This is a genomic window from Streptomyces sp. NBC_00286 (assembly GCF_036173125.1).
Classification (GTDB): domain Bacteria; phylum Actinomycetota; class Actinomycetes; order Streptomycetales; family Streptomycetaceae; genus Streptomyces.
This window is the reverse complement of the sequence record NZ_CP108054.1, coordinates 6,733,630-6,757,346: the sequence shown is the minus strand read 5'-3', so window position 1 is coordinate 6,757,346 and position 23,717 is coordinate 6,733,630. Positions and strand designations below refer to the sequence as shown.

General features: G+C 71.2%; 17 protein-coding genes. 11 read left to right on the top strand and 6 right to left on the bottom strand.

The annotated features are described in order from the left end of the window. The 3 genes from OHT21_RS30745 (at nt 1) to OHT21_RS30735 (ending at nt 4,019) form a co-directional block, all read left to right on the top strand. Nucleotides 1–1,314 carry a PP2C family serine/threonine-protein phosphatase gene (locus OHT21_RS30745; RefSeq protein WP_328771522.1) on the top strand — a complete coding sequence of 438 codons (1,314 nt, stop codon included), beginning with the start codon at nt 1–3 and terminating at the stop codon, nt 1,312–1,314. A gap of 94 nt (nt 1,315–1,408) precedes the next feature. Then, nucleotides 1,409–2,755, top strand: a complete 1,347-nt coding sequence (locus OHT21_RS30740) for a vWA domain-containing protein (protein ID WP_328771521.1) — start codon at nt 1,409–1,411, stop codon at nt 2,753–2,755. Between the two features lie 109 nt (nt 2,756–2,864). Further along, nucleotides 2,865–4,019, top strand: a complete 1,155-nt coding sequence (locus OHT21_RS30735) for an FHA domain-containing protein (RefSeq protein WP_328771520.1) — start codon at nt 2,865–2,867, stop codon at nt 4,017–4,019. Between the two features lie 27 nt (nt 4,020–4,046). Here OHT21_RS30735 and OHT21_RS30730 read toward each other — a convergent pair whose 3' ends face one another. Next, entirely contained in the window at nt 4,047–5,027 is a 981-nt protein-coding gene (locus tag OHT21_RS30730) for a methyltransferase domain-containing protein (protein WP_328771519.1), read from the bottom strand. 208 nt (nt 5,028–5,235) lie between these two features. Between OHT21_RS30730 and OHT21_RS30725 the strand changes: the two genes are divergently transcribed. The 4 genes from OHT21_RS30725 (at nt 5,236) to OHT21_RS30710 (ending at nt 13,019) form a co-directional block, all read left to right on the top strand. Then, nucleotides 5,236–5,640, top strand: a complete 405-nt coding sequence (locus OHT21_RS30725) for a globin (RefSeq protein WP_328774284.1) — start codon at nt 5,236–5,238, stop codon at nt 5,638–5,640. Between the two features lie 118 nt (nt 5,641–5,758). Further along, nucleotides 5,759–9,109: an ABC transporter permease gene (locus tag OHT21_RS30720; RefSeq protein WP_328771518.1), complete on the top strand. Its 3,351-nt coding sequence runs from the start codon at nt 5,759–5,761 to the stop codon at nt 9,107–9,109. Nucleotide 9,110: 1 nt separating this feature from the next. Then, a complete protein-coding gene (locus OHT21_RS30715; RefSeq protein WP_443050453.1) occupies nt 9,111–11,927 on the top strand; it encodes an FtsX-like permease family protein in 2,817 nt (938 codons plus the stop codon). A gap of 114 nt (nt 11,928–12,041) precedes the next feature. Further along, nucleotides 12,042–13,019 carry an ATP-binding cassette domain-containing protein gene (locus OHT21_RS30710; RefSeq protein WP_328771517.1) on the top strand — a complete coding sequence of 326 codons (978 nt, stop codon included), beginning with the start codon at nt 12,042–12,044 and terminating at the stop codon, nt 13,017–13,019. 404 nt (nt 13,020–13,423) lie between these two features. Here the strand turns inward: OHT21_RS30710 and OHT21_RS30705 are convergent, their stop codons facing one another. The 5 genes from OHT21_RS30705 to OHT21_RS30685 all read right to left on the bottom strand — a co-directional run bounded on the left by OHT21_RS30705 (nt 13,424) and on the right by OHT21_RS30685 (nt 18,917). Beyond that, nucleotides 13,424–14,113, bottom strand: a complete 690-nt coding sequence (locus OHT21_RS30705) for a hypothetical protein (protein WP_328771516.1) — start codon at nt 14,111–14,113, stop codon at nt 13,424–13,426. Continuing rightward, a complete protein-coding gene (locus OHT21_RS30700; protein ID WP_328771515.1) occupies nt 14,110–14,538 on the bottom strand; it encodes an acyl-CoA thioesterase in 429 nt (142 codons plus the stop codon). The genes OHT21_RS30705 and OHT21_RS30700 overlap by 4 nt, the downstream gene beginning before the upstream one ends. A gap of 2 nt (nt 14,539–14,540) precedes the next feature. Then, a complete protein-coding gene (ettA, locus tag OHT21_RS30695; protein ID WP_328771514.1) occupies nt 14,541–16,205 on the bottom strand; it encodes an energy-dependent translational throttle protein EttA in 1,665 nt (554 codons plus the stop codon). A gap of 126 nt (nt 16,206–16,331) precedes the next feature. Beyond that, nucleotides 16,332–17,864, bottom strand: coding sequence for a serine/threonine-protein kinase (locus tag OHT21_RS30690; protein WP_328771513.1), 1,533 nt, complete (start codon nt 17,862–17,864; stop codon nt 16,332–16,334). Between the two features lie 90 nt (nt 17,865–17,954). Beyond that, entirely contained in the window at nt 17,955–18,917 is a 963-nt protein-coding gene (locus OHT21_RS30685) for an ABC transporter substrate-binding protein (protein WP_328771512.1), read from the bottom strand. A 362-nt stretch (nt 18,918–19,279) separates the two neighbouring features. Here OHT21_RS30685 and OHT21_RS30680 point away from each other — a divergent pair, with 362 nt between their 5' ends. The 4 genes from OHT21_RS30680 to OHT21_RS30665 are packed head-to-tail and all read left to right on the top strand — an operon-like array spanning nt 19,280 to nt 23,684. Continuing rightward, complete coding sequence (locus tag OHT21_RS30680; protein WP_328771511.1) at nt 19,280–22,147, top strand: sensor histidine kinase; 2,868 nt, start codon at nt 19,280–19,282, stop codon at nt 22,145–22,147. 7 nt (nt 22,148–22,154) lie between these two features. Further along, entirely contained in the window at nt 22,155–22,631 is a 477-nt protein-coding gene (locus OHT21_RS30675; RefSeq protein ID WP_328771510.1) for a roadblock/LC7 domain-containing protein, read from the top strand. Between the two features lie 56 nt (nt 22,632–22,687). Further along, nucleotides 22,688–23,119, top strand: a complete 432-nt coding sequence (locus OHT21_RS30670; protein WP_328771509.1) for a DUF742 domain-containing protein — start codon at nt 22,688–22,690, stop codon at nt 23,117–23,119. A 34-nt stretch (nt 23,120–23,153) separates the two neighbouring features. After that, nucleotides 23,154–23,684: a GTP-binding protein gene (locus OHT21_RS30665; RefSeq protein WP_328774282.1), complete on the top strand. Its 531-nt coding sequence runs from the start codon at nt 23,154–23,156 to the stop codon at nt 23,682–23,684. Nucleotides 23,685–23,717 lie beyond the last annotated feature (33 nt).

Sequence of the window (23,717 nt, the reverse complement as noted above, 5' to 3'; positions counted from 1 at the left end):
ATGTCGCAGATGCCCCCGGCGTTGTCGAAGTGCCCCAGCTGCGAGGAGCCGCTGGAGTCGGGCGACCGCTTCTGCGGTGCCTGCGGGTACGACCTGTCGGCCGTGCCCGCACCGCCGGACGACAATCCCACGATGACCATGAACGGCTCGGCGCCGCACCCCCCGCACCCCCCGTACCCTCCGGCTCCGCCGGTGGACTGGCCGGTCGCTCCTGAGGTGGACAGCTCCCACCGGCCCGCCCCGCTCCATGTGCCGTCGGAGATCCAGGGCACCGATTCGGCGGGCCACGAACTCCCGGCCCACGCGTCGGGCGTACGGTTCGACGGGCCCCCGGAGCCCGACGAGTACGCCTTGCAGGCACCAGACCCGCGTACCGCCGACTTCGTGGCGACCCCGTCCGCGGGCACCAAGGTGTGCGTGGCCTGCCGTGCGGGCCAGGTCGACCGGGACGGCTACTGCGAGAACTGCGGCCACGCACAGCCGCGTGAACGGGACCACATGGAACAAGAGTTGGACGCCGTATCCGCGGTCAGCGACCGAGGGCTGCGTCATCACCGCAACGAGGACGCGTTCGCGATCTCCTCGACCGCACTGCCCGACGGCTCCTCCGCGGTCGTCGCGATCGTCTGCGACGGGGTCTCCTCGGCGACCCGCCCGGACGAGGCCTCCCTCGCCGCGTCCCGCGCCGCCAACGAGTCGCTGCTGGAGGCCCTGCCCCGGGGCACGCACCCCCAGCAGGCGATGCACGACGCGATCGTCGCCGCCTCACGGGCGGTCAACTCCCTTGCGGGAGCCGCCCCTTCCGAGCACGCCCCGCATCAGAACGCGCCCGCCTGCACCCTCGTGGGCGCCGTGGTCACCCCCACCCTGCTGATCGTCGGCTGGGTCGGCGACAGCCGCGCCTACTGGATCCCAGTGGATCGCACCGCCCCCGCGGCCCGGCTCACCGAGGACGACTCCTGGGCCGCGCAGATGGTCGCCGCGGGCCTGATGAACGAGGCGGAGGCGTACGCGGACGAGCGCGCCCACGCGATCACCGGCTGGCTCGGCGCGGATGCGTACGAACTGGAGCCGCACACCGCTTCCTTCAAGCCGGACCGGCCGGGTGTAGTGGTGGTGTGCACAGACGGGCTGTGGAACTACGCGGAGGCGGCCGAGGAGATGGCGCAGGTCATCCCGCCCGACGCCGCGCTCCGCCCGCTGCACAGCGCCCGGGTTCTGGTCGGCCACGCCTTGGACGGCGGGGGCCACGACAACGTAACAGTGGCCGTCCTGCCGTTCCCGGCCCCTCCGATGGGGGCAGGATCGGCCTGAGGCCGGGCGGATACGGCCGCGGACCGGAGGGGACCGGTCCGCTCACCGACATCACCCACGGTGCGTGGGGTTGCTTAGGGGGAGCTAGGAAGGCATGGCCAATTTCTCGAAGTCGAACGTGCCGCAGTTCTCGGTGGAGGTGTACCAGAACGAGTACCTGCCGGAAGGCGGGCGCGAGGTCAACGCGATCGTGACGGTGACCTCGACGGGCGGCGGCACCGTCGGGAGTGCGGTCGCCGCGCCGCACCTGTACACACCGGGCCAGGGCCCGGACGCGGCCGTGGCGATCATGGTCGACTGCTCGGGTTCGATGGACTACCCGCCGACCAAGATGCGCGGCGCCCGGGACGCGACGGCCGCGGCCATCGACGCCGTACGCGACGGTGTGCACTTCGCGGTGATCGGCGGCACGCATGTGGCCAAGGAGGTCTACCCCGGCGGCGGGCAGCTCGCGGTCGCCGACGCGGGGACCCGCGAGCAGGCCAAGCAGGCGCTGCGCAAGCTGAGCGCGGGCGGCGGCACCGCGATCGGTACCTGGCTGCGGCTCGCGGACCGGCTGCTGGCCTCGGCGGACGTCGCGATCCGGCACGGCATCGTGCTCACCGACGGACGGAACGAACACGAGTCGGCGGAGGACCTCAAGGCCGCGCTTGACGCCTGCGCGGGGCGCTTCACCTGTGACGCGCGGGGCGTCGGCACCGACTGGGAGGTCAAGGAGGTCACCGGGATCGCCTCCGCGCTGCTCGGCACCGCCGACATCGTCGCCGATCCGGCGGGTTTGTCCGCCGACTTCACGCAGATGATGGAGACGGCGATGGGCAAGGAGGTCGCGGACGTCGCGCTCAGGCTGTGGACGCCGGTGGGCACAGCCATCAAGTTCGTCAAGCAAGTGGCGCCCACGGTCGAGGAGTTGACCGACCGCCGCACGGAGGCGGGCCCGCGCGCCGGGGACTACCCGACCGGCTCCTGGGGAGACGAGTCCCGCGACTACCACGTGTGCGTCGAGGTGCCCGAGGCGGGCATCGGCCAGGAGATGCTCGCGGCCCGGATCTCCCTGGTGATCCCGCAAGCGGAGGGCCCCGCGCAGACCTTGGGCGCCCAGGGTCTCGTACGGGCCGTGTGGACCGACGACATGGCGGCGTCCACGTCGATCAATCCGCAGGTCGCGCACTACACGGGCCAGGCCGAACTGGCTGAAGCCATCCAGCAGGGACTGGATGCCCGCAAATCGGGAGATATCGATGGCGCAACGGCCAAGCTGGGCCGCGCCGTTCAGCTCGCCAGCATCTCCGGAAACGCCGATACGGCGAAACTGCTTGCGAAGGTAGTGGACGTGGTCGATGCCCCGGCAGGTACTGTGCGACTGAAGGCGAAGGTCGAGGAGGCCGACGAGATGACACTCGAAACGCGGTCGACCAAGACTGTTCGTGTAAAGAAATAGCTGGTCCGGCCCCTCTCCGGGGCTGGAGCGACGAAGCCGGACCCTGTACCGAGGGGGACGGAGAACTTCGGTCCCCCGGGGCCGGAAGAAGAAAGGGGGAAGCGCCGACATGCCGACCTGCCCGAACGGACACCAGTCGGGTTCCGACGACTGGTGCGAGGTCTGCGGTCACCGCATGGCCGGTGCCGTGCCCCCTCCTCCGCCGCCACCCCCGGCCGCGGGCTACGGCTACCCGCAGCCCGGTTCGCAGCAACAGCACGGTCAGGGCGGACGCCCGCATCTGTCCGCCGTACCGGACTCGCCCTCGCAGGAACTCTGCCCGCAGTGCCGCACCCCGCGCGAGGGCGGGGCCCCGTTCTGCGAGGAGTGCCGGTGGAACTTCCTGACGAACACGGCGACCTCGTACACCCCGGCCGCGCCGCCCGGCGGTCCTAACCCGGCGCTGCGGTTCCAGCAGCAGCCCGGACAGCACGACGGCGGCCATGATCCGTACGACTACCAGAGCTCGCGGCCCTCGCAGATGAACCGTCCCGCCGAGCCGCTCTCGCCGTACGGCGGCGACCCCTCGGGGCAGGGCGGGTACCCCGGTGGTCAGGGGGACTTCGGTGGTCAGGGGAACTACGGTGGTCAGGGTCAGGGCGGCCCCGGTGCCGCGCAGGCGTACCAGCAGCAGGCTCCGCCCGGTTATCCGCAGCAGACCGGTCATCCGCAGGGTCCGGGCGGGCAGCAGCCTTACGGGAACGGGGACGACTGGGTTCTCCCTCCGCCCGGCGGCGACCCCAACGGCCAGGGTCAGGGCGGCTACGGCTACCCGCAGCCCGGCCAGACGCAGGCCCCGCCCGGCTACCAGCAGCAGCCGATGGCCTGGAACATCACGATCGGGCCCGACCGCGAGTACTTCATGGCGATGATGCAGCGCTCAGGACCGGAAGCCGCCGGGCTCAACCTGCCCGCGTACTCCCCCGAGCAGCAGCGCCCGCTCATCGGCAACCAGATCACGATCGGCCGCCGTCGCCACTCCACGGGCGAGTCCCCGGACATCGACCTGTCGGTGCCGCCGGAGGACCCGGGTGTCTCGCACCAGCACGCGGTCCTGGTCCAGCAGCCGGACGGCAGCTGGGCGGTCGTCGACCAGAACTCCACGAACGGCACCACCGTCAACAACGGCGAGGAGCCCATCCAGCCCTTCGTCCCCGTACCGCTGCAGGACGGCGACCGGGTGCATGTGGGGGCATGGACGACGATCACGATTCGCCGGGGCTGAAGCAGTCCCGACGCCATGTGATCTGCGTTACGCGAGCGGCCAGGCGTACGGTCCTTCCGGGTCGTCCAGCCAGGCCCACTCGCGTTCGCCGCTGACCGTGATCCCGTACCGCTCCCGTTCGGGCTGCTCCTCGCGCTCCCACAGGGCCAGGGCCTCGTGGGGGTCGAGGGCGCCCGCTGTGAGGGCCAACAGGAAGCGGAAGAGTTCGTTCTGGATCGCCCGGCGCGGCAGACCGCCGTCCGCCGTGGGCCGCGGTTCGGGCCGCTCGGTGCCGCGCAGGGGCACGAAGTAGGCGGGCGTCTGCAGGAAGTGACCCTCGGCGTGCCCGGCGTCGCGTACGCGCAGGTCGATCACGCCGGTCGCGATCGGCGCGAGGATATGGGCGCCGGGGTTGCACTGGGCGAGCCAGGGGCGCGGGATCGAGGTCACCGCACAGGTCACGATGACGCGGTCGTACGGGGCGTGCTCCGGACAGCCGCGGGCGCCGTCACCCGTGACGACTCTCGGGTGGTACCCGGCGGCCGCCAGATGCCGCCGGGCGGACTCGGTGATCTCCGGGTCCAGATCGATGGTGGTGACCAGTTCGTCGCCGAGGCGATGGGCGAGCAGGGCCGCGTTGTAGCCGGTGCCCGCGCCGATCTCCAGGACCGCGTTGCCGTCCCGTACCTCCAGCTCCGCCAGCATCTTCGCCATCAGGGACGGCTGGCTGCTGGACGAGACCAGCTGGCCGTCGCGTACCCGGGTGGCCAGCGGGGAGTCCGCGTACGCGCCGCGCAGCCAGCGCTCACGTCGGCGCCGGTCGGGGTCCTCGCACCACAGCCGCTCATAGCCGTCCTCCGCACCGACGAAGTAGTACGGCACGAAGAGGTGACGCGGGACACTCTCGAAGGCCTCCCGCCAGCGCGGATCACTGCTCCAGGCTCCGCCTGCCTCGATCTCGCGCACCAGCGCCGCCCGCGCCGTGGCGGCGAGGTCGTCCAGGCCGTGGTCGATGGCGTGCGCGCTCATACCTCCACTGTGCGGCGCGAGGCTCCCAGGGGCGAGCGCTTGGTTGCGCCGTTCCGCGCGCTTTCCCCGTAGTCCTAAGCCTTGAGTCCTCGGTCTGCCCGTCTGAGACCATGGGTGACGTGGCTGCAATTTCCGGGGGACAACCCCCGGACCCCCGGCCGAACAGAGCCAGGGGCTGACCAGAGCGATTTTTGTGAGGCCAACCAACGTGGTCGAGATTCGGCGCGGCACGCTTCAAGAGCAGACCTTCTACGAGCAGGTCGGCGGGGAGGAGACCTTCCGCCGCCTCGTCCACCGTTTCTACGAGGGTGTCGCCGAGGACCCGCTGCTGCGGCCCATGTATCCCGAGGAGGACCTGGGCCCGGCCGAGGAGCGCCTCACGCTGTTCCTGATCCAGTACTGGGGCGGACCCACCACGTACAGCGAGAACCGCGGTCACCCCCGGCTGCGGATGCGCCACGCTCCCTTCGCCGTCGACCGCGCGGCGCACGACGCCTGGCTGAAGCACATGCGGGTCGCCGTCGACGAGCTCGGCCTCTCCGAGGAGCACGAGCACACGCTGTGGAACTACCTGACGTACGCGGCGGCGTCGATGGTGAACACGGCGGGCTGACACCGCTTTCCGAACGGCGTCTATCACAATCCGGTCAAGCCCGGACGACAAGCGCTTACCCGTAGCCCGTTCCCTCTGACAACATCACCCGGAGGTCCGGGACAGGCGGGGGAGCCGGGTGACGGAGTTCGTCTTATCGCGTGCGCGGGCGCACCGTCTGCTGCTGACGGCAGCGCTGCTCACCGTCATCCTGACGACCGCCGTCCTGACGACCCTCACCGCGTACTCGGGCGCGATCGGCGACGCGGCCCTGCGCCATTCGCTCCTCGCAACGGCCGACGCCTCGGACACAACGAGCACGTCGGACACCTCGGGCTCGTCCGGCTCGTCCGGTACGGAGAGCGCCGCTGCCACGACCCTGTTCGTCGAGGCCGATGTGCCGGCGGACGAGCGCGAGGCCGCCGACAAGGTCGTACGCGACGGGGCCCGGCGTACCTTCGACGGGCTCCCGGTGACGCTGCGGACGCTGGTGCGGTCGGGACCGTACGCGCTGCCGCGGTCGTTGCAGCCGCCCTCCGCCCGGTCCGGCGACCCGGATCTCACGCACTTCGCGGCGCTGGACCGCTCGCAGGTCCGCGTCGTCGAGGGTCGGCTGCCGCGCAATGCGGCAGGCCGCGAGATCGAGGTGGCCCTTCCCGAGGCGGCGGCGCGGGCGCTGTCGCTGAAGCCCGGCGCGCGGCTCACGCTCGTCGACCGGCTCGACGGGCCGGACGCGCGCATCCGGGTCAGCGGTCTGTACCGGCCCGCCCAAGTCACCTCGCCGTACTGGAAGTTGGACGAGCTCGGCGGCCGTGGCATCAAGGAGGTCGACTTCACCACGTACGGGCCGCTGCTCACCGATCCGGCGGTCCTGAGCGCGAACGGGCGGGTGAGCGAGGGGCCTTCGGCCTGGCTGGCGTCCGCCGACTTCCGGGAGCTGACGACCGGGCGGATCGACGCCCTGCGGGAGGCCGCGCTCGCCGGTCCCAAGGCGCTGGTCAAGTCCCCGGCGATGCACGGCACCACGGCCGTCACGACCTCGTTGCCGGAGGAGCTGGACCGGGTCGAACGTTCACTGCTCGTCTCCCGCTCCACGCTGCTGATCGTCGCGCTCCAGCTCGCACTGCTCGCCGGCTACGCACTGCTGCTGGTGGCCCGGCTGCTGAGTACCGAACGGGCCGGTGAGACGCGGCTGTTGCGGGCGCGCGGCGGTTCGCGGGGCCGGGTCGCGGGCTTCGCCGCGCTCGAGGCGCTGCTGCTCGCCGTGCCCGCTGCTGTCTGCGCACCGCTGCTCGCCGGGCCGTTGACGCGGTTGCTGGCCGGGCAGGGGGCGCTGTCCCGGATCGGGCTGGAGCTCGACACCTCGGCGGCGGTCGGCTCGCTGTGGCTGGTGGCGGCGGGGGTGGCGCTGGGGTGTGCGCTCGCGGTGACCGTGCCCGCGCTGAACGCGGAGCCCAAGGGCCGGGCCCGGGCGCTGCCCGCGCCGGTACGGGCGGGCGCGGACGTGGGCCTGCTGGTGATCGCGGCGGTCGCGTACTGGCAGCTGAACCGGCAGACCTCCGGCGCCGTCACCGACGACACCTCCGGCACCCTCGGCATCGACCCGCTGCTCGTCTCGGCGCCCGCGCTCGCCCTGCTCGCCGGAACCGTCCTCACCCTGCGGCTGCTGCCGCCCGTCGCCCGTCTCGCAGAACGCCGCGCGGCCGGCGGGCGCGGACTGCCTGCGGCACTCGCGGGCTGGCAGTTCAGCCGCCGCCCGATGCGCGGCGCAGGACCCGTACTGCTGCTCGTCCTCGCCATCGCCCTGGGCATGCTCGCCATCGGCCAGGGCGCTTCCTGGGACCGCTCGCAGGACGACCAGGCGGACTTCCAGTCCGGTACGTCGGTACGTGTACTCGGTGTCGGCGAGGGCGGGTTGGGCGCGGCCGGGGTCTACGCCGAGGTCGAGGGCGTACGCGAGGCCGCGCCCGCCGTGCGTACGACAGTGCCGTTGTCCGGCGACCGGACGGCTTCGGTGCTGGCCCTGAACACGGGTGACTTGGGGGAAGCGGGAGGCGCACTGCTGATGCGGCGGGATCTGGCGGACGAGCCGGTGGGACGGTTGCTGGCGAAGCTCGGTCCGGGGCGGGTGGCTGCCGAGGGTACGACGCTGCCGAAGGGGACCAGCCGCCTGGATCTGGGCCTTCGGCTCCGTGACATTGCCTCCAAGGCTTCCGGTGAGGGCCCTTCGGAGGTGACCGCGGACGTCGCGGTGACTCTGGAGGACCGGTACGGGGTGCCGTACCGGGTCACCGTCGGCGAGCTGCCCGCCGACGGCCGGGCGCACACCCTCACCCTGGACCTCGAGCGGGTCGCGGCGGCCCCGGCCGAGCCGCTGACGCTCATCGGGATGCAACTGGACATGACCCAGCCGATCGACAAGGCCGAGCAACACCGGTTCACTGTCGAGGAGTTGACGGCCACGGGAGTCGACGGCCAGAAGCGCACGCTGCCGCAGCCCAGCTCGTGGAAGGCGAAGTCCCGAAGCGACAGCATCATGGTGGACCCCGAGGGCGACGCGGCCCCGACCCGTGCGCGCGTGGAGTCCTCCCGGCCGCTGACGGTCAGCTACGGCACCGGCTATGTGCCCCGCGAAGTGGCCTGGAACCCCTTCCCGTTCACGGTCCGGCTGCAGGTCACCCAGCCCGCCACACCGGAGGTCACGGCCCTGGCGACCGACCGTTTCCTTCAGTCGGCGGGCGCTCGCACCGGGCAACGGGTGGAGGTGTCGTTCGACGGTTCGACCGTGCCGGTGCGGATCGTGGGGAGCGTACGGGCGCTGCCGACGGCCGAGGACGCGTCGGCCACCAGTGGTGGCGCGCTGCTGGTCGATCTGCGGTCCGTGAACCGGGTGCTGGAGGCGCGGTACGGCGAGAGCGTCACGCCCAGCGAGTGGTGGCTGCGGGCCGAGCCGGGCAGTGCGGCGCGCGTGGCGGCGCAGTTGCGCGAGCGGCCGGATGTCGAGCCGTCGCAGGTGGTTGTGCGGGACGAGGTCGCGGACGGCCTGCGTGACGATCCCTTCGGGGCGGGGCCTCAGTCGGCGTTCGCGGCGGCGGCCACGGTGGCCGCCGCGCTGGCCGCGGTCGGTTTCGCGGTGAGCACGGCGGGTTCGCTACGGGAACGGGGCACCGAGTTCGCGATCCTCCGCGCCCTGGGCGCCCCGCGCCGCCAGCTGGCCCGGCTGATCGCCGCCGAGCAAGGCGTTCTGGTCGCGCTTGCGCTGGTGGTGGGGGTGGCGCTCGGGGCGGTGCTGACCCGGGCGGTGATCCCGCTGATCGTCCTGACCCCACGGGCTACGCAGCCGGTGCCGCAGGTGCTGGTGGAGCTCCCGCTGGGTCAGGTGGCCGTCCTGCTGACGGCGGTCGTCGTCTTGCCGCTGCTGGTCACGGCGGTACTGGCGCTGCGGCGGCAGGATGCGGCGAGTTCGCTGCGTAGCCAGGGGGGTGAGTGAAGTGCCCGCACCTCGTGACTCGGTCACACCTCAGGACGAGGCTGCACCTCATGACAAGGCCTCGTCTCGCAACACGACGCCTCATGACAAGGCCGCGCCTCGCCACACGGTCGCCCCCTGGACCCGTACCCGCCTGCGTGCCGCACCCGGTGCCGCCGTCGCCCTGGCTCTGCTCGTCGCGCTGACCGCCTCGCTGGCCGCCGTCTTCCCGCGCGCGGTCGACCGTTACGAGGACGAGGGTCTGCGCCACGCCGTCGAACAGGCGACGGCCCAGTCGAGCTCCGTAGAGCTGTCCGCACCGCAGCCGTGGGGCCCCATCTCGCAGGGGGAACGGGAGTCGGCGCTGCGCCCGGACAAGCTGAGCGAGCAGTACGCGCAACTGCTGGACTTGGTCCGGGCACCCCTCGTCCCCGACCGTGACCAGTCCACGTACGGCGTCCGCAACGCCGAACCGCTCGAGGCGCCCGAGCGCTGGCTGCCGCGGCCGAGCGGGCTGCCCGCGCAGATGTCGCTCGCCGCGCCAAACGGCCTCGCCGACCACTCCAAGCTGCGCGAGGGACGCTTCCCGCGCACCGACGGCAAGGTGACCGCCGCGACGGCCGAGGTGGAGGCCGCGGTCACCACGGAGACCGCCGCGAAGTTGCGGATCAAGGCGGGTTCGGTGATCCACGTACCCGGTGTGGAGCGCGCCCCGCTGGCCGTCCGTATCACCGGCATCGTCGCCCCGCGCGATCCGGAAGGCCCGTACTGGACGACCCAGCCGCTGCTGCGCCGCCCCTCCCTCTCCCGGGTCCCCGGCTCGATCGGCAACGAGCAGACGTTCTGGCTGGGCGCCCTGCTGCTGGCCCCGGAAGCGGCCCCCGCCCTCCTCGGCACACCCGGAAACCCGGTGCGCTACTGGCAGCTCGCCCCCCACCCCGCCAGCCTGACGGCGCGCGATCTGTCCCGGCTCAGCAGCGCCGTCGCCGCGCTCGAATCCGGCCCTGATCTGCTGAAAGTCCGCAACTTCACCGACCCGGAGGCCGATGTAGCCACCGACCTCGACGACATCCTGACCTCGTACGCCGAGCTCCGCTCCGGCATCTCCCCCCTCGTCGCCGTGGCCGTTTTCGGCACCGGCACGGTCGCGGCGATCGTCCTGCTCATGGCGGGTGGCCTCGCCGCCGACCGCCGCCGCACCGAACTCGCCCTGCTCCGCGCCCGCGGCGGTTCCCTGCGCGGCGTCATGGGGCGGCTGCTCGCCGAGACGGCCGTGGTCGCGGTTCCGGCGGGCGCGCTCGGCCTGACGGCTGCCCTGCTCGCCGTCCCGTACGGCCGTCTCTCGTACGCCGTGACGGCCGCCGTCGCGGTCACCCTGCTCGCCTGCGTCGTGCTCCCGCTGCGCGCCGCGGCCGCCCACCGTGCCGTACGGGTCCACGGCGCCCGTGAGGACCTGACGTCCATACGTCCCTCACGCCGCCGTACGGTCGCCGAGGTCACCCTGCTCGTTCTGGCGTCGGCCGCGGTGTTCGCGCTGCGGCGGCGCGGGGCGGCGTCCGGCGATCAACTGGTGGCGCTGGCCCCGGTGTTGATCGGCGTCATCGCCGCGCTCGTGCTGGTCCGGATCTACCCGTTCCCGCTGCGCCGCCTTGCCCGTCCCGCGGCCCGGCTGCGTGGTGCGGTCGGCCATCTCTCGCTGGCGCGCGCGGGCCGCACCTCCGTCTCCACGGTGCTACCGCTGCTGGCGCTGCTGACCGCGTTGACCACGGCCGCGTTCGGGGGTTCCGTGCTGGCGGGCGTCGCGGACGCGCGGGACCGGGCGGCGGTCCTCGCCCTCGGTGCGGACGCCCGCGTCGAAGCCATCGGTCCGCTGCCCGCCGACCTGCCCGAGGAGATCCGCTCGACGTCCGGCGCGGACGAGGTCACGGCACTGAGCATCGCGTACCAGGCGAAGCCGGAGGGCGGCCCGGTGACGGTGCCGCTCGCGGGGGTGGAGCCGGAGGAGTACGCGAGGCTGGCGGGGCGGACGGGGCTCGGGGCGTTTCCCGGGGGCGAGTTGAGCCGCTCGGGGCAGCGGGTTCTTCCCGCCCTCGCCTCTCCCTCCGTCGCCGAGCGGTACGGCACCCGGCCCCATCCCGTACGGCTGGAGGACGGCAGCGAGGTCACCGTCCGGATCGCTCTTGTACGGGAGCTGACGCCGGCCGTGACCGGCACCGAGTTCCTGGTCGTGGACCGCTCCGGTCTCAGCGCCGAGGCCGCGCGGCCGACCGCTCTGCTGCTGACCGGCGACCACCTCGACGCGGGCGCGCTGCACAAAGCCGAGGGTGCCGGCACGGACGTACGGCTGCGGTCGGAGGAGCGGGAGCGGTACGTGGACTCCCCGCTCCAGTCCGGCGCCGAGCGCGTCTATGCGGCGGCGGTGGCGGCGGGCGCCGGATATGCCGTACTCGCGCTGCTGTTGGCCCTGGTCCGGGCCGCTCCGGAGCGCGCCGCCCTGCTGGCACGGTTGCGCACCATGGGCCTCACCCGTAGCCAGGGCCGCCGGCTGCTCGTACTGGAAGCGCTGCCGGGGGCTCTGCTCGCGGCGGCGGGCGGCGCGCTGACCGGATGGGCGGCCGTCCGGCTCCTGGCGCCGGGCGTGGACCTGACCACGATCGCGCTCGCCACGTCCGGCGGCGCGACCGCAGGGGGCACCGCCCCGTTGCGTACCGACCCGGCGTCCCTGTTGCTTCCCGCGCTGGCCGTGCTCCTCCTCGCGACGGGTATCGCGGCGGTTCAGGCGTGGTGGACGGGGCGGAAGGGGTCGGTCACGGAACTCCGGGCGGGGGATGCGCGATGACGACCACGATCATCCGGGGTTGCTCAATGACGGCTACGGCTATGGCTATGGCTATGGCCACGACCGCAGGAGTCATCTGATGACGGCCACGATCACGACCGTAGGAGTCGCCCGATGACGGCTACGAATCCGACCTTCGCCGATCTGGCTCAGCGCGCCGCCGACCGCCGGGACCGGCCCGCGTACGGCCATGATGCGCTGATCACCTGTGACCGGCTGGTCCGGGTCTTCTCCACGGACGGTGTGGAGGTGCAGGCGCTCCAGGGGCTCGATCTGCTGGTCCGCGAGGGCGAGTTGATGGCCCTGGTGGGGGCGTCCGGCAGCGGTAAGTCGACCCTGATGAACATCCTGGCCGGCCTCGACACCCCCACGGCGGGCGCCGCCCGGGTCGCCGACCACGATCTGCTGACCATGAACGCGAAGGACCGCCTCCGCTACCGGCGCGAGACAGTCGGCTTCGTTTGGCAGCAGACCGCCCGCAATCTCCTCCCCTATCTGACCGCCGCGCAGAACGTCGCCCTGCCCATGCAGCTGTGCGGCACCCGCGGCGGCATCCGTAGCCGCCGGGCGAAGGCCGAACGTGCCCTGGAACTCCTGGAGTTGCTCGGCATCGCCGACTGTCGGGCCCGCCATCCGCACCAGTTGTCCGGCGGACAGCAGCAGCGTGTCGCCATCGCCGTGGCGCTGGCCAACTCGCCCGCCGTGCTCCTCGCGGACGAGCCCACCGGTGAGCTCGACTCGCACACCGCGGAGCAGATCTTCGCCGCGTTCCGTACGGCGAACGAGCGCCTCGGCACCACCATCGTCATCGTCACCCATGACCAGGCGGTGGCCGGTGAGGTGCGCCGTACGGTCGCGATCCGCGACGGGCGCACCTCCACGGAGGTGCTGCGCCGCACGGAGGTCGATGCCGCGACCGGCGACGAGAGGGTGGTGGCCCGCGAGTACGCCATGCTCGACCGGGCGGGGCGGCTGCAGCTTCCGGCCGAGTACACGGAGGCGCTCGGGATGCGCGACCGGGTTGCGCTCGAGCTGGAGCCGGATCACATCGCGGTCCGCCCCGACGGGGCCGCTCCGCTGGAGGGGCAGTGACCATCTGCGGGTCCGGTGGGGGCTGGTCGCGCCCACGCGGCGGAGCCGCATATGTCACAGCCCCGCGCCCCTTGGGTGGGTGGTGGGTGCGGGGCCGCGACGGGGGTGTCCGTCCTCGGACCGGCGCGCGTTGCTGTCGGCTGGTAGAGGGTGCCGGTGTTGGCGCGCCGGCCGCTGCGGGCGCACACCCCCGCCCCGTCCCCTCGCCGCCGTGGGCGGCCGCGGGGCCATGGGGGTGCGGGCTTCTCCGGGCGCGGCCAGCCGCAGGTTCTTTAAAGGGGCGCCCCCACTCAACCCCCGCTCACAACATCACGTCAGTGAAGGCTGGTCGCGCCCGCGCGGCGGAGCCGCAAATCGACACAGCCCCGCGCCTCTGAAGGGGCGCGTACCACCTGCCGTTCTTATCAGCGGACGCTGACGTCCAGCGCCCCAAGTCCCGCCCTGCGTACCGCGATCGAGCCGTACGGCGTGCGCAATCTCAGCCACGCGCCCGAGGACAGCAGTGCCAGGGCGGGCTCTTCCGGTGTGGCCGGGCGGGCCGGCCGTAGGAAGCCCAGTGACTGGGCCGCGTGTGCCGCCCGCACCGGGAGGTCGGTGTCGGCGATCGGGCGGGACCAGATCTCCCGGCCGATCCGGTCCAGCTCGGTGCGGGTACGGCGCTCAGGCTCCAACTCGCCCGTGCGGGAACGGAATTCGGCTACCGCCGAGGCGACCATCGACCGCACCGTTTCCAGCGGGGGCAGCCCCGGCTCCGGGCGCCAGCCGCTGCGCGGGGGCAGGACGCCTGCCCAGGGCGGCCCGGTGACGGCGGTGGGGACGACGGCCGTGGCGGCCGGCTCGTCGATGGATTCCAGGAGTTCGCCGGCGGAGACGGTCACGTCTAGGGAGACGTCGAGACCGTTCTCGTACGGCTTGGCCAGTCGTGCCGTACGGATGGCGAGGACCTCGAACGACGGGGGGCGGCCGAAGACGGCGAGCGCCGTCCCCGATCCTTGCAACCGCACGGCTGCCGCGCGGTCGTAGTGGATCAGCCGGGCGAGGAAGGCGGCGAGGTCCGCCGCCTCCCCGGCGTCGGCGAGGTGCAGGGCCGTCATGCGGCGACTGCCTCCGAGGGGTCTTCGTCGTCTTCGGTGGACTCCGTGTACTCCTCGAGGAAGGAGCGCTCCTCGGCGGTGATCCGGCGCGGTCGCTGCGCCTCGAAGTCGAACGGCACGATCACCGTCGAGGCCCGGACATACACCTGGTCCGGGTCCTTCACCTCGTACGTGATGGTGAACGACGCCGCCCGGATCTCCGTGACCCACAGCTCGATGTCCACCGGCGTGTGCCGGTGGACGAGCTGCTGCTTGTAGTCGATCTCATGGCGTGCCACCACGGACCCCTGCTGGAAATCCTTGTCCGGGCGGAACAGGAAGTCGATACGGGCTTCCTCCAGGTAGCGGAGGAAGACCACGTTGTTGATGTGGCCGTACGCGTCCATGTCCGCCCAGCGCAGCGGGCAGCGGTAGATGTGCCGCAAGATCAGCCCCGAGTCAGCTTCTTGTAGGTGGCGCGGTGCGGACGCGCGGCGTCCGGGCCGAGCCGTTCGATCTTGTTCTTCTCGTACGACTCGAAGTTGCCCTCGAACCAGAACCACTTGGAGTCGCCCTCGTAGGCGAGGATGTGCGTCGCCACCCGGTCGAGGAACCAGCGGTCGTGGGAGACGACCACGGCGCAGCCGGGGAACTCCAGCAGCGCGTTCTCGAGGCTGGACAGCGTCTCGACGTCCAGGTCGTTGGTCGGCTCGTCGAGGAGCAGCAGGTTGCCGCCCTGCTTGAGGGTGAGCGCGAGGTTGAGGCGGTTGCGCTCACCGCCGGAGAGCACGCCGGCCGGCTTCTGCTGGTCGGGGCCCTTGAAGCCGAAGGCGGAGACGTACGCGCGGGACGGCATCTCGACCTGGCCGACGTTGATGTAGTCCAGTTCGTCGGAGACGACGGCCCACAGCGTCTTCTTGGGGTCGATGTTCGCGCGGGTCTGGTCGACGTAGCTGATCTTGACGGTGTCGCCGACCTTGATGGCACCGGAGTCCGGCTCCTCGATGCCCTGGATCATCTTGAACAGCGTGGTCTTGCCGGCGCCGTTCGGGCCGATGACGCCGACGATGCCGTTACGCGGCAGCGTGAAGGAGAGGTCGTCGATGAGGAGCTTCTCGCCGAAGCCCTTGCTGAGGTTGTTGACCTCGACGACCACGTTGCCAAGCCGCGGCCCCGGCGGGATCTGGATCTCCTCGAAGTCCAGCTTCCGCATCTTGTCCGCCTCGGCGGCCATCTCCTCGTAACGGGCAAGACGCGCCTTGGACTTGGCCTGCCGCCCCTTGGCGTTGGAACGGACCCACTCGAGCTCTTCCTTCAGACGCTTCTGCCGCTTGGCATCCTTGGCACCCTCGACCTTGAGACGGGCCTGCTTGGTCTCCAGGTACTGCGAGTAGTTGCCCTCGTAGCCGTGGAGGCGGCCGCGGTCGACCTCGCAGATCCATCCGGCGACGTTGTCGAGGAAGTACCGGTCGTGGGTGACGGCGACGACGGTGCCCGGGTACTTGGCGAGGTGCTGCTCCAGCCAGTTCACGGACTCGGCGTCGAGGTGGTTGGTGGGCTCGTCGAGGAGCAGCAGGTCGGGCTGCTCGAGCAGCAGCTTGCAGAGCGCGACGCGGCGCTTCTCACCACCGGAGAGGTTGGTGACGGGCCAGTCGCCGGGCGGGCAGCCCAAGGCGTCCATGGCCTGCTCGAGCTGGGCGTCCAGGTCCCATGCGTTGGCGTGGTCGAGCTCCTCCTGGAGCTTGCCCATCTCGTCGAGCAGTGCGTCCGAGTAGTCGGTCGCCATCTGCTCGGCGATCTCGTTGAACCGGTCGAGCTTGCCCTTGATCGAGGCGACACCCTCCTGGACGTTCTCCAGGACGGTCTTGTCCTCGCTCAGCGGGGGCTCCTGCAGCAGGATGCCGACGGTGTAACCGGGCGCCAGGAACGCGTCACCGTTCGACGGCTGCTCAAGGCCGGCCATGATCTTGAGGACGGTCGACTTACCGGCACCGTTCGGGCCGAGGACACCGATCTTCGCGCCAGGCAGGAAGCTCAGGGTGACGTCGTCGAGAATCACCTTGTCGCCGTGCGCCTTGCGCGCCTTGCGCATGGTGTAAATGTACTCAGCCAAGAGAAACCGTCCGGACGCTTGAAATCGGCAGTGGGCAGATACACCCCATCTTGCCCGACCGCCACCCCTCGGGGGAAACCCGTATCGTCAAGGGTCCCTGACCTGCGCTTTCGCTGCTGGGCCTGATCAAGGGCGAGTGCAGCGGCCCGTCGGGGCGGCGGCCGGTGGGCGGCATTGCAGGGCGAAGTCCGCGGCGTTCTTGCTCAGGTAGCGGCCCATGCAGGTGTTCGCGCTGGTGCGGCCTCGGTCTCGGCAGAAGTTCAGGGCGGCTCGGCCGTCGGCGAAGGGGCCCGGGGCGTAGATGACCCAGAAGCCGGGGCGCAGGGAGGCGAAGTTGTCGCTGCGGACGTAGACGGCCTCGGGGACGGTCTGGCGGATCTTGGCGAGCCGTTGGTCTCGGGCGGCCGTGCCCGCGCTGACGGGCTCGGAGAAGAGCTGGGCGATCCAGCGGTCGCCCTTGTTGGGGGCGGCGGGCGGGCGGGTGGTCTGCTTCGGCTTTGACGGGGTTGGGGTGGGGGTCGGGGTCGGTGCGGGGGTCGTCTGCCGGTTCGGCTCGGGGGTCTGGCGCGTCGGCTGCGTCACCGGTGTGGGGGACGTACCGCCGCGGGCCTCCTTGTCGGTCTTGTCGCCGAGCATGAGGGCGAAGGCGGTGGCGGCGGTGACCGCGAGGGCGATCGCGATGACCGCGACGACGATCGACGTACGGCTGCGGGAGCGGGTGCGGCTGGGCGCCTGGTGGTACTGGAGGTGCGGCGGCATCGGCCGCGGGGTGTCGACCTGGGTGAGCGGGTGCGGCACCGGGTCCGGGGCCGGCGGTCCCGTCGTCGTCAGCGTGGGCTGCGCCCAGTGCGGGGCCGCGCCCTGCTCCACCTGCGCGAGCATCGCGTCGAGGTCTGCCGGGGCGGGGCGTGCCGCCGGGTCCCGTACGAGCAGGGCCTGGAGTACGGGCGCGAGGGGGCCGGAGCGCACCGGCGGCGGTACGGGGTCGTCGAGCACCGCGGCGAGGGTGGCGAGCGTGGTGCCGCGGCGCAGTGGGCTGACGCCCTCGACGCAGACATACAGGACGAGGCCCAGGGACCAGAGGTCGGACGCCGGGTCGTCGTCGTTGCCGCGGATCCGTTCGGGGGCGATGTACTCGGGGGAGCCGATGAGTTCGCCGGTGGCCGTCAGGGAGGTCGAGCCCTGGAGGGCCGCGATGCCGAAGTCGGTGAGTACGGCGGTGCCGTCGGGGCGCAGGAGGATGTTGGCGGGCTTGACGTCGCGGTGCTGGATGCCGGCGGCGTCCGCGGCGCGCAGGGCGGCGAGCACCTGGCGGCCGATGCGGGCGGCCTCGACGGGGAGCAACGGGCCGTTGTCGAGGCGCTGTTGGAGCGAGATGCCGCTCACCAGCTCCATCACGAGCCAGGGGTGCGGGTCCTGGTCCACGATGTGGTGGATGGTCACCACGTTCGAATGGCTGAGCCGGGCGAGCGCCCGCGCCTCCCGCAGCACCCGCTCCCGCATGGCGTCCGACGTCGCCGCGTCCGCCCGTACGGCCTTGAGGGCGACCTCCCGGTGCAGAACGCTGTCGCGCGCCCGCCACACCGTTCCCATCCCGCCGCTGCCGAGCCGGTCCATCAGCTCGAACCGGCCGTCGATCACGTCCCCCGGTGCGTTCATGGGCGACAGGCTAAAGGAGAGGCGGGAGGGTTAGCCGGGCGGGAAGGGGTGCCGGGTGGGCGGAGGCTCGCCCACCCGGCCCCGCAGCCGTCAGGTCAGTCCGTTCGAGGACAGCCAGGTCTTGGCCACCTCCAGCGGGTCCTTCTTGTCGTTCTGCACCTCGCCGTTGAGGCTGATCAGGGTTTCCGTGTCGAGCTTCTCCGATACGGCGTTGAGCGCGGAAACGCCCTCCGCCGGGAGATCGCTCTTGAATGCCAACGGAGTTACGTTCTGGAACCCGAAGAGGTTCTTCGGGTCCTGAAGGATGAGGAACTTGTTCTGTTCGATACCGGGGTCGGTCGTGAAGATGTTCCCGGCCTGAATGTTGTTGCCCTTGAGCGCCGCCGCCGTCAGCGGACCGCCCGCGTCCAGCGCCTTGAAGGACTTGAATTCGAGCCCGTAGTCCTCCTTCAGGCCCGGCAGCCCGTGGTGCCGGGTCTGGAACTCCGGCGAACCGCCGATGACCAGCTCAGGCGCCAATTCGGCGAGGTCGGCGAGCGTCGACTTGTCCGTCAGCTTGTACTTCTTGGCCGTGGCCTCGTTGACCGCGACGGCGTCCTTGTCCTGGGCCTCCGAAGACTCCAACAGCGTGAGCTTGGAATCGAGTTCGGACCCGATGGCCTTGTTGGTCTCCTCGGACGACGTCGGGTGCGCGTCCTTGTTCAGGTAGGACAGCAGCGCCCCGTTGTACTCGGGCAATACCGTGATCGTGCCGTTCTTGATCAGACCGTAGGTCGTTTCACGGCTGCCGATGTTCAGTTTGTAACTGACCTTGATGCCCTTGGACTTGAGGGCCTCGCCGTAGATGTCGGCGAGCAGGATGCTCTCGGGGAAGTTGTTGGAACCGACCACGACGGTCCCGCCCTTGGCTTCGTCCTCCTGCAAGGGGTCGGAGCTGCCGGAGGAGTCGTCGGAGGAACCACATCCCGCCAGCGCGGCCGTGGCCACAACCAGCAGGGATACGGCGTACGTTGCGGATTTTCTGGTGCTTCGTGCGATGGTCACGTTCGTCATCCAGACTTGCGGGGGCGTGGGCGGTGAAGGCGTTGCGAGCAATGCGGCCGTAGTTGCGGCGTCGCGACGATCCAAGCGACCCCTCTCACAAGCCGTCAAGGCACGAATAGATCACCGAAGGACACCGGACGGCTTCGTCCCGTATGCACAACGAGGTCAATATGGGATCGAAAGCGGCATATCTTCGTGCCAGTTTTTGGTTGATCATGGCCGTACTGTTCCGCCAGCCGCTAGTGTTGGCCGCGTCGGGGGTCCTGTTCCACCTGGTTCCACTTGTCGGTCGAAGCGCGCTGTCGCGACCCTGCAACCCATGACTTTCGGACAGCGGGTTTCCCATGTGACGCAAGAAGCAAGGAGGTTCGGTGCCCGCGCACAGAAAGGTTGCCCGGGAGCAATCCCCCGAGGCTCCCCGCACCGGCCCGACGACGCCCCTCCTCGACCGCTGGCCCTTCCGGCGTAAACTGAACGTTCTGGTGATCGTTCCGCTTGCGGTCGTCTCGGCGATCCTCGCCTACGTCGTCTACGCCCAGGTCGACCAGGCCCGTTCGGCCGCCTCCACCGCTGAACTCGTGCGCGACAGCGCGCAGGTGACCCGGCTGATCGACGCCGTGCAGACCGAGCACCGGCAGGCCCTGCTCGTCTCCCTGCGCTATGAGGCCGCGGGTCCCGAGGAGGGCGCGCCCGACACCTCCGTGTATCTCCAGGCGCAGCAGAAGGTGAACTCCCAGATAGGGAAGGTCCGGGAGACCTACGGGGACAGCCTTCCGGAGGGCGAGGCCCAGGCGCTGCAGGAACTGGAGGGCCTGGACAGCCTCCGGCAGACCGTGGAGAAGGGCCCCATCCCCGCCGACAACATCGACCCCGCGTACGCATCGGTGATCGAGGGCCTGATCAGCGGACTCGACCTCGGTGAGGGCGCCGAGTCCTCCTCGTCCGCGGGCAACCTGCTCGACGCGCTGCTGCGGGCCGACACCGCCCACGCCTCCTTCGAGACCAGCGTGTTCGCCGCCCGCACCCGGGACCCGAACGCTCTCATCCAGTTCACCGCCGCCGTCGGCGACCTCGAGCAGTACACCTACCAGGCCGAGCGGTTCACCGGGTACGCCAGCCAGAAGCAGGGCGCCGAACTGGCCGGGATCGCGCAGAGCCCGTACCAGAGCGTCATCGACCAGCACTACGTCGGGCTCCAGGTCGACCCCGGCGCGCTGGTCGCCGAGAACGCGACCCAGCTGCGCAGGGCCCTCGGCGAGGCCCTGCAGGCCGAGCCCACCTACGAGCGGCAGGCGCAGAACCGGCTGAAGATCACCCAGTCCCTCATCGGCCAGATCGCCGACGACACCCAGTCCGCGTCGAACGCCGCCTGGTGGCAGGTGTCCTGGCTGGTCGCCGGCACGCTGATCGCCTTCGGGGCCTGGCTGCTGTTCTCCGTACTGGTCCGCCGCTCCGTGGTACGAGTCGTACGGAGCCTCACCGGTGCCGCCCAGCACGTGGCCGCCGCGGCCGAGACCGAGTTGGCGCGGGTCGCGGACGACGACGCCGATGACGCGAGCCCGCCGCGTCTGGAAGCCGTACCCGTGCCCGTACGCGACGAGATCGGCGAACTCGCCGAAGCCTTCAACCAGGTTCAGGTCACCGCGACCGCCCTGTTGGAACGCCAGGTCGTCAGCCGTCGCAACATCGCCGAGATGTTCGGCAACGTCGGCCGCCGCGTCAGCAACCTGACGGCCCGCCAACTCTCGCTGATCGACTCGGTGGAACGCGGCGAGACCGACCCGGAGGTACTGGACCGGCTCTACCGCATCGACCACATCGCCGTACGACTCCAGCGCAACGCCGACAGCCTGATGCTGCTCGCCGGAATCCGTGAGACGGGCCTGAACACCGGGCCCATGCGGCTCAGCAACATCGCCCGGGCCGCGCTCGGCCAGATCGAGGGCTATCAGCGCGTCACTCCGCACGCCGAGGGCGATGTCACCGTCGCCCCCGACATCGTCGGCGATCTGACGCTGATGCTCGCCGAACTGCTGGAGAACGCGGTGACGTTCTCCCCCGCGCACACCAGCGTCGAGGTGGTCCTGCGGCCCCGGATGGGTTCCGGAGGCGCCGTCGTCGAGATCATCGACCACGGGCTCGGCATGAGCACCGAGCGGCTGGACGAGGAGAACGCCCGGCTGATCCGCCGCGAACGGCTCGACCTGGCGCCGACGGAGGTCCTGGGCCTGTTCGTGGTCGGCGGTCTGTCCCGGCGCTGGGGCATCGAGGTCGTACTGTCCCGCACTCCGGGCGGCGGAGTCACCGCCACCGTGGCGGTTCCCGCGGAGCACCTGCTGACCACCGACCCGACGGCGCCCCCGGCCCGGCCCGCGCAGATCCTGCCGCCGGCCCGCCGCTCGGGCCAGTCCGAACCGCGTCCCGCGATGGTGGAGGCGGCGCCCGGCCGCTCGTCGCTGCCTCGCCGAGTCCCGGCGCGTACGCGGGTTGAGCAGGCGCCGGCCCAGCCCTCGTCTCCGGTCGAGCCCCGGTCCGCGGGTCATGCGCGCCGCCTGGAGGCCACGGCGGAGAGCGTGCGGGGACGCCAGGACACGACGGCTGAGGGCATGCGCGGACGCCAGGACGCCACGGCGGACGGCATGCGCGGACGCCAGGACGCCACGGCGGAGAGCATGCGCGGACGCCAGGACGCCACGGCGGAGAGCATGCGCGGACGCCAGGACGCCACGGCGGAGAGCATGCGCGGACGCCCGGAAGCCATGGGCCACACGCCGTACGGCCCCGGCACTCCCCCGCTGCCCAGGCGGGGCGGGCTCTCGCCAAGGCCCCCATCCAGTACGGGAGTTGGCCCTCACGAGGCGGCCGGACGCGGCGGCAGCGCCGGCGTTGTCAGTGGCGGCGGCGGTGCCAGCGGCAGCGGCGCTCGCGGTGGCGGCAACGGCGGATCCTCCGGTACGGCCCCGTCGCGGCCCGACGCTCCAGGCCCCCTGCGGCGCCGGGTGCGTGGGGCGACTCTGGGTGCCACCACCGCCTCCAGCCGCCAGCCCAAGCGGGCGCCGACAACCCAGCGGCCATCCGCCTGGCAGCCCGTAGACCCGGAGGCGGCGCGGTCCGAGATCGACGAGTTCGAGGCCGCCGTACAGCGGGCCCAGCGCGAGGCCGCCGAAGAGACGCGGCCCAACTCCGCGTACACACCTACCGACCCGAGACCTACAGATCCCCATTCCCGGAAGGCTTGAGCAAGTGATGATGTGGACAGGTGGAACGCAATCCGGGGCCGTGGGGCCGGTGACGGATGTGAAGGCAGCCGCCGCCGATTTCAACTGGCTGCTGAACCGCTTCGCCACCGAGACCGCCGGGGTTGTCGACGTGATCGGTGTTTCCTCCGACGGGCTGCTGATCGCGGTGTCCCAACTGCGCGGCCAGGCGGACTCGGAACGGCTCGCGGCGATCGTCTCCGGTATCACCAGCCTCGCCATGGGTGCGTCCGGCAACTACGGACTCGGCGGCCTCAACAAGGTCATCATCGACCTCGAGGAAGGCCACGTCCTGGTGTCGGCGCTCGGCGCGGGAGCGGTACTCGGGGTGGTCGCGTCCAAGGAGGCGAAGCTCGGCAACATCGCGTACGAGATGACCCTCTTCGCCAATCGCGCCGGTGCCGCGCTGAGCCCGCAGCTGGTCATGGAGCTGAAGAACACCGTGGGGATCGCGCCCGCCGGGTGACGAACGGCCTGGGGCTTGCCCGACCGTGGCGCCCGTGAAGGTGAAGGGGGAACGTGATGACGGCCGGTGAGCCACCTGCCGCCGACGACTCCGTGTGGGGTGCGGAGCCTCCCGCGCCTCTGATCCGGCCGTTCCTGCTGACGGCGGGGCGGATCGCCGGCGGCGACAGCCTCGTACCGCCGATTCCGATAGAGACACAGGTGGTCGCGACCGACGTGGGTCTGGCCACGCTGGACGCATTCGCCTTCGACCAGCACCGCGACATCATCATGATCTGCCGCCAGCCGCAGTCGCTGGCGGAGATCGCGGCGAAACTGCGGATGCATCTCAATGTGATCCGGGTGCTCGCCGACGATCTGCGCGCGGACGGCCAACTGGCCTTGTACGCGCCGCAGGACGGTTCCGCCCGCGACACCTCTGTATTGCGAAGGGTTATCGATGGTCTTCGAGACATCCCCGACTCCCGGGGGCGGGTCCGTGAACGATGAGACCCAGGAGACTCGGCCGCCGCTGCCGGTGAAGATGGTCATCGCGGGCGGCTTCGGCGTGGGCAAGACGACCACGGTCGGCGCCATCTCCGAGATCGAGCCGCTGACCACCGAGGCGTCCATCACCTCGGTCGCGGCCGGCATCGACGACCTCTCGCACACCCCGGAGAAGATGACGACCACCGTCGCCATGGACTTCGGCTGCGTCACGCTCGACCCGACGCTGAAGCTCTATCTGTTCGGGACGCCCGGCCAGGAGCGGTTCGGCTTCATGTGGGACGACCTGGTGGACGGCGCGCTGGGCGGCCTCGTCATCGTCGACACCCGCCGCCTCGATGACTGCTACGCGGCCGTCGACTACTTCGAGCACCGGCAGATCCCTTTCGCGGTGGCCGTCAACGCCTTCGACGGCAAGGTCGAGCACGACCTGACCGACGTACGGTGGGCCCTCGACGTCGGCGACCATGTCCCGGTCACCGTGTTCGACGCCCGCGAACGCGGCTCGGTCCGGGACGCGCTGCTCGTCGTCCTGGAACACGCCCTGGAAACCGCCGAACGGCGGTGACCGGGCGGTGACCCGGCGGGTAACCGCCCAGTC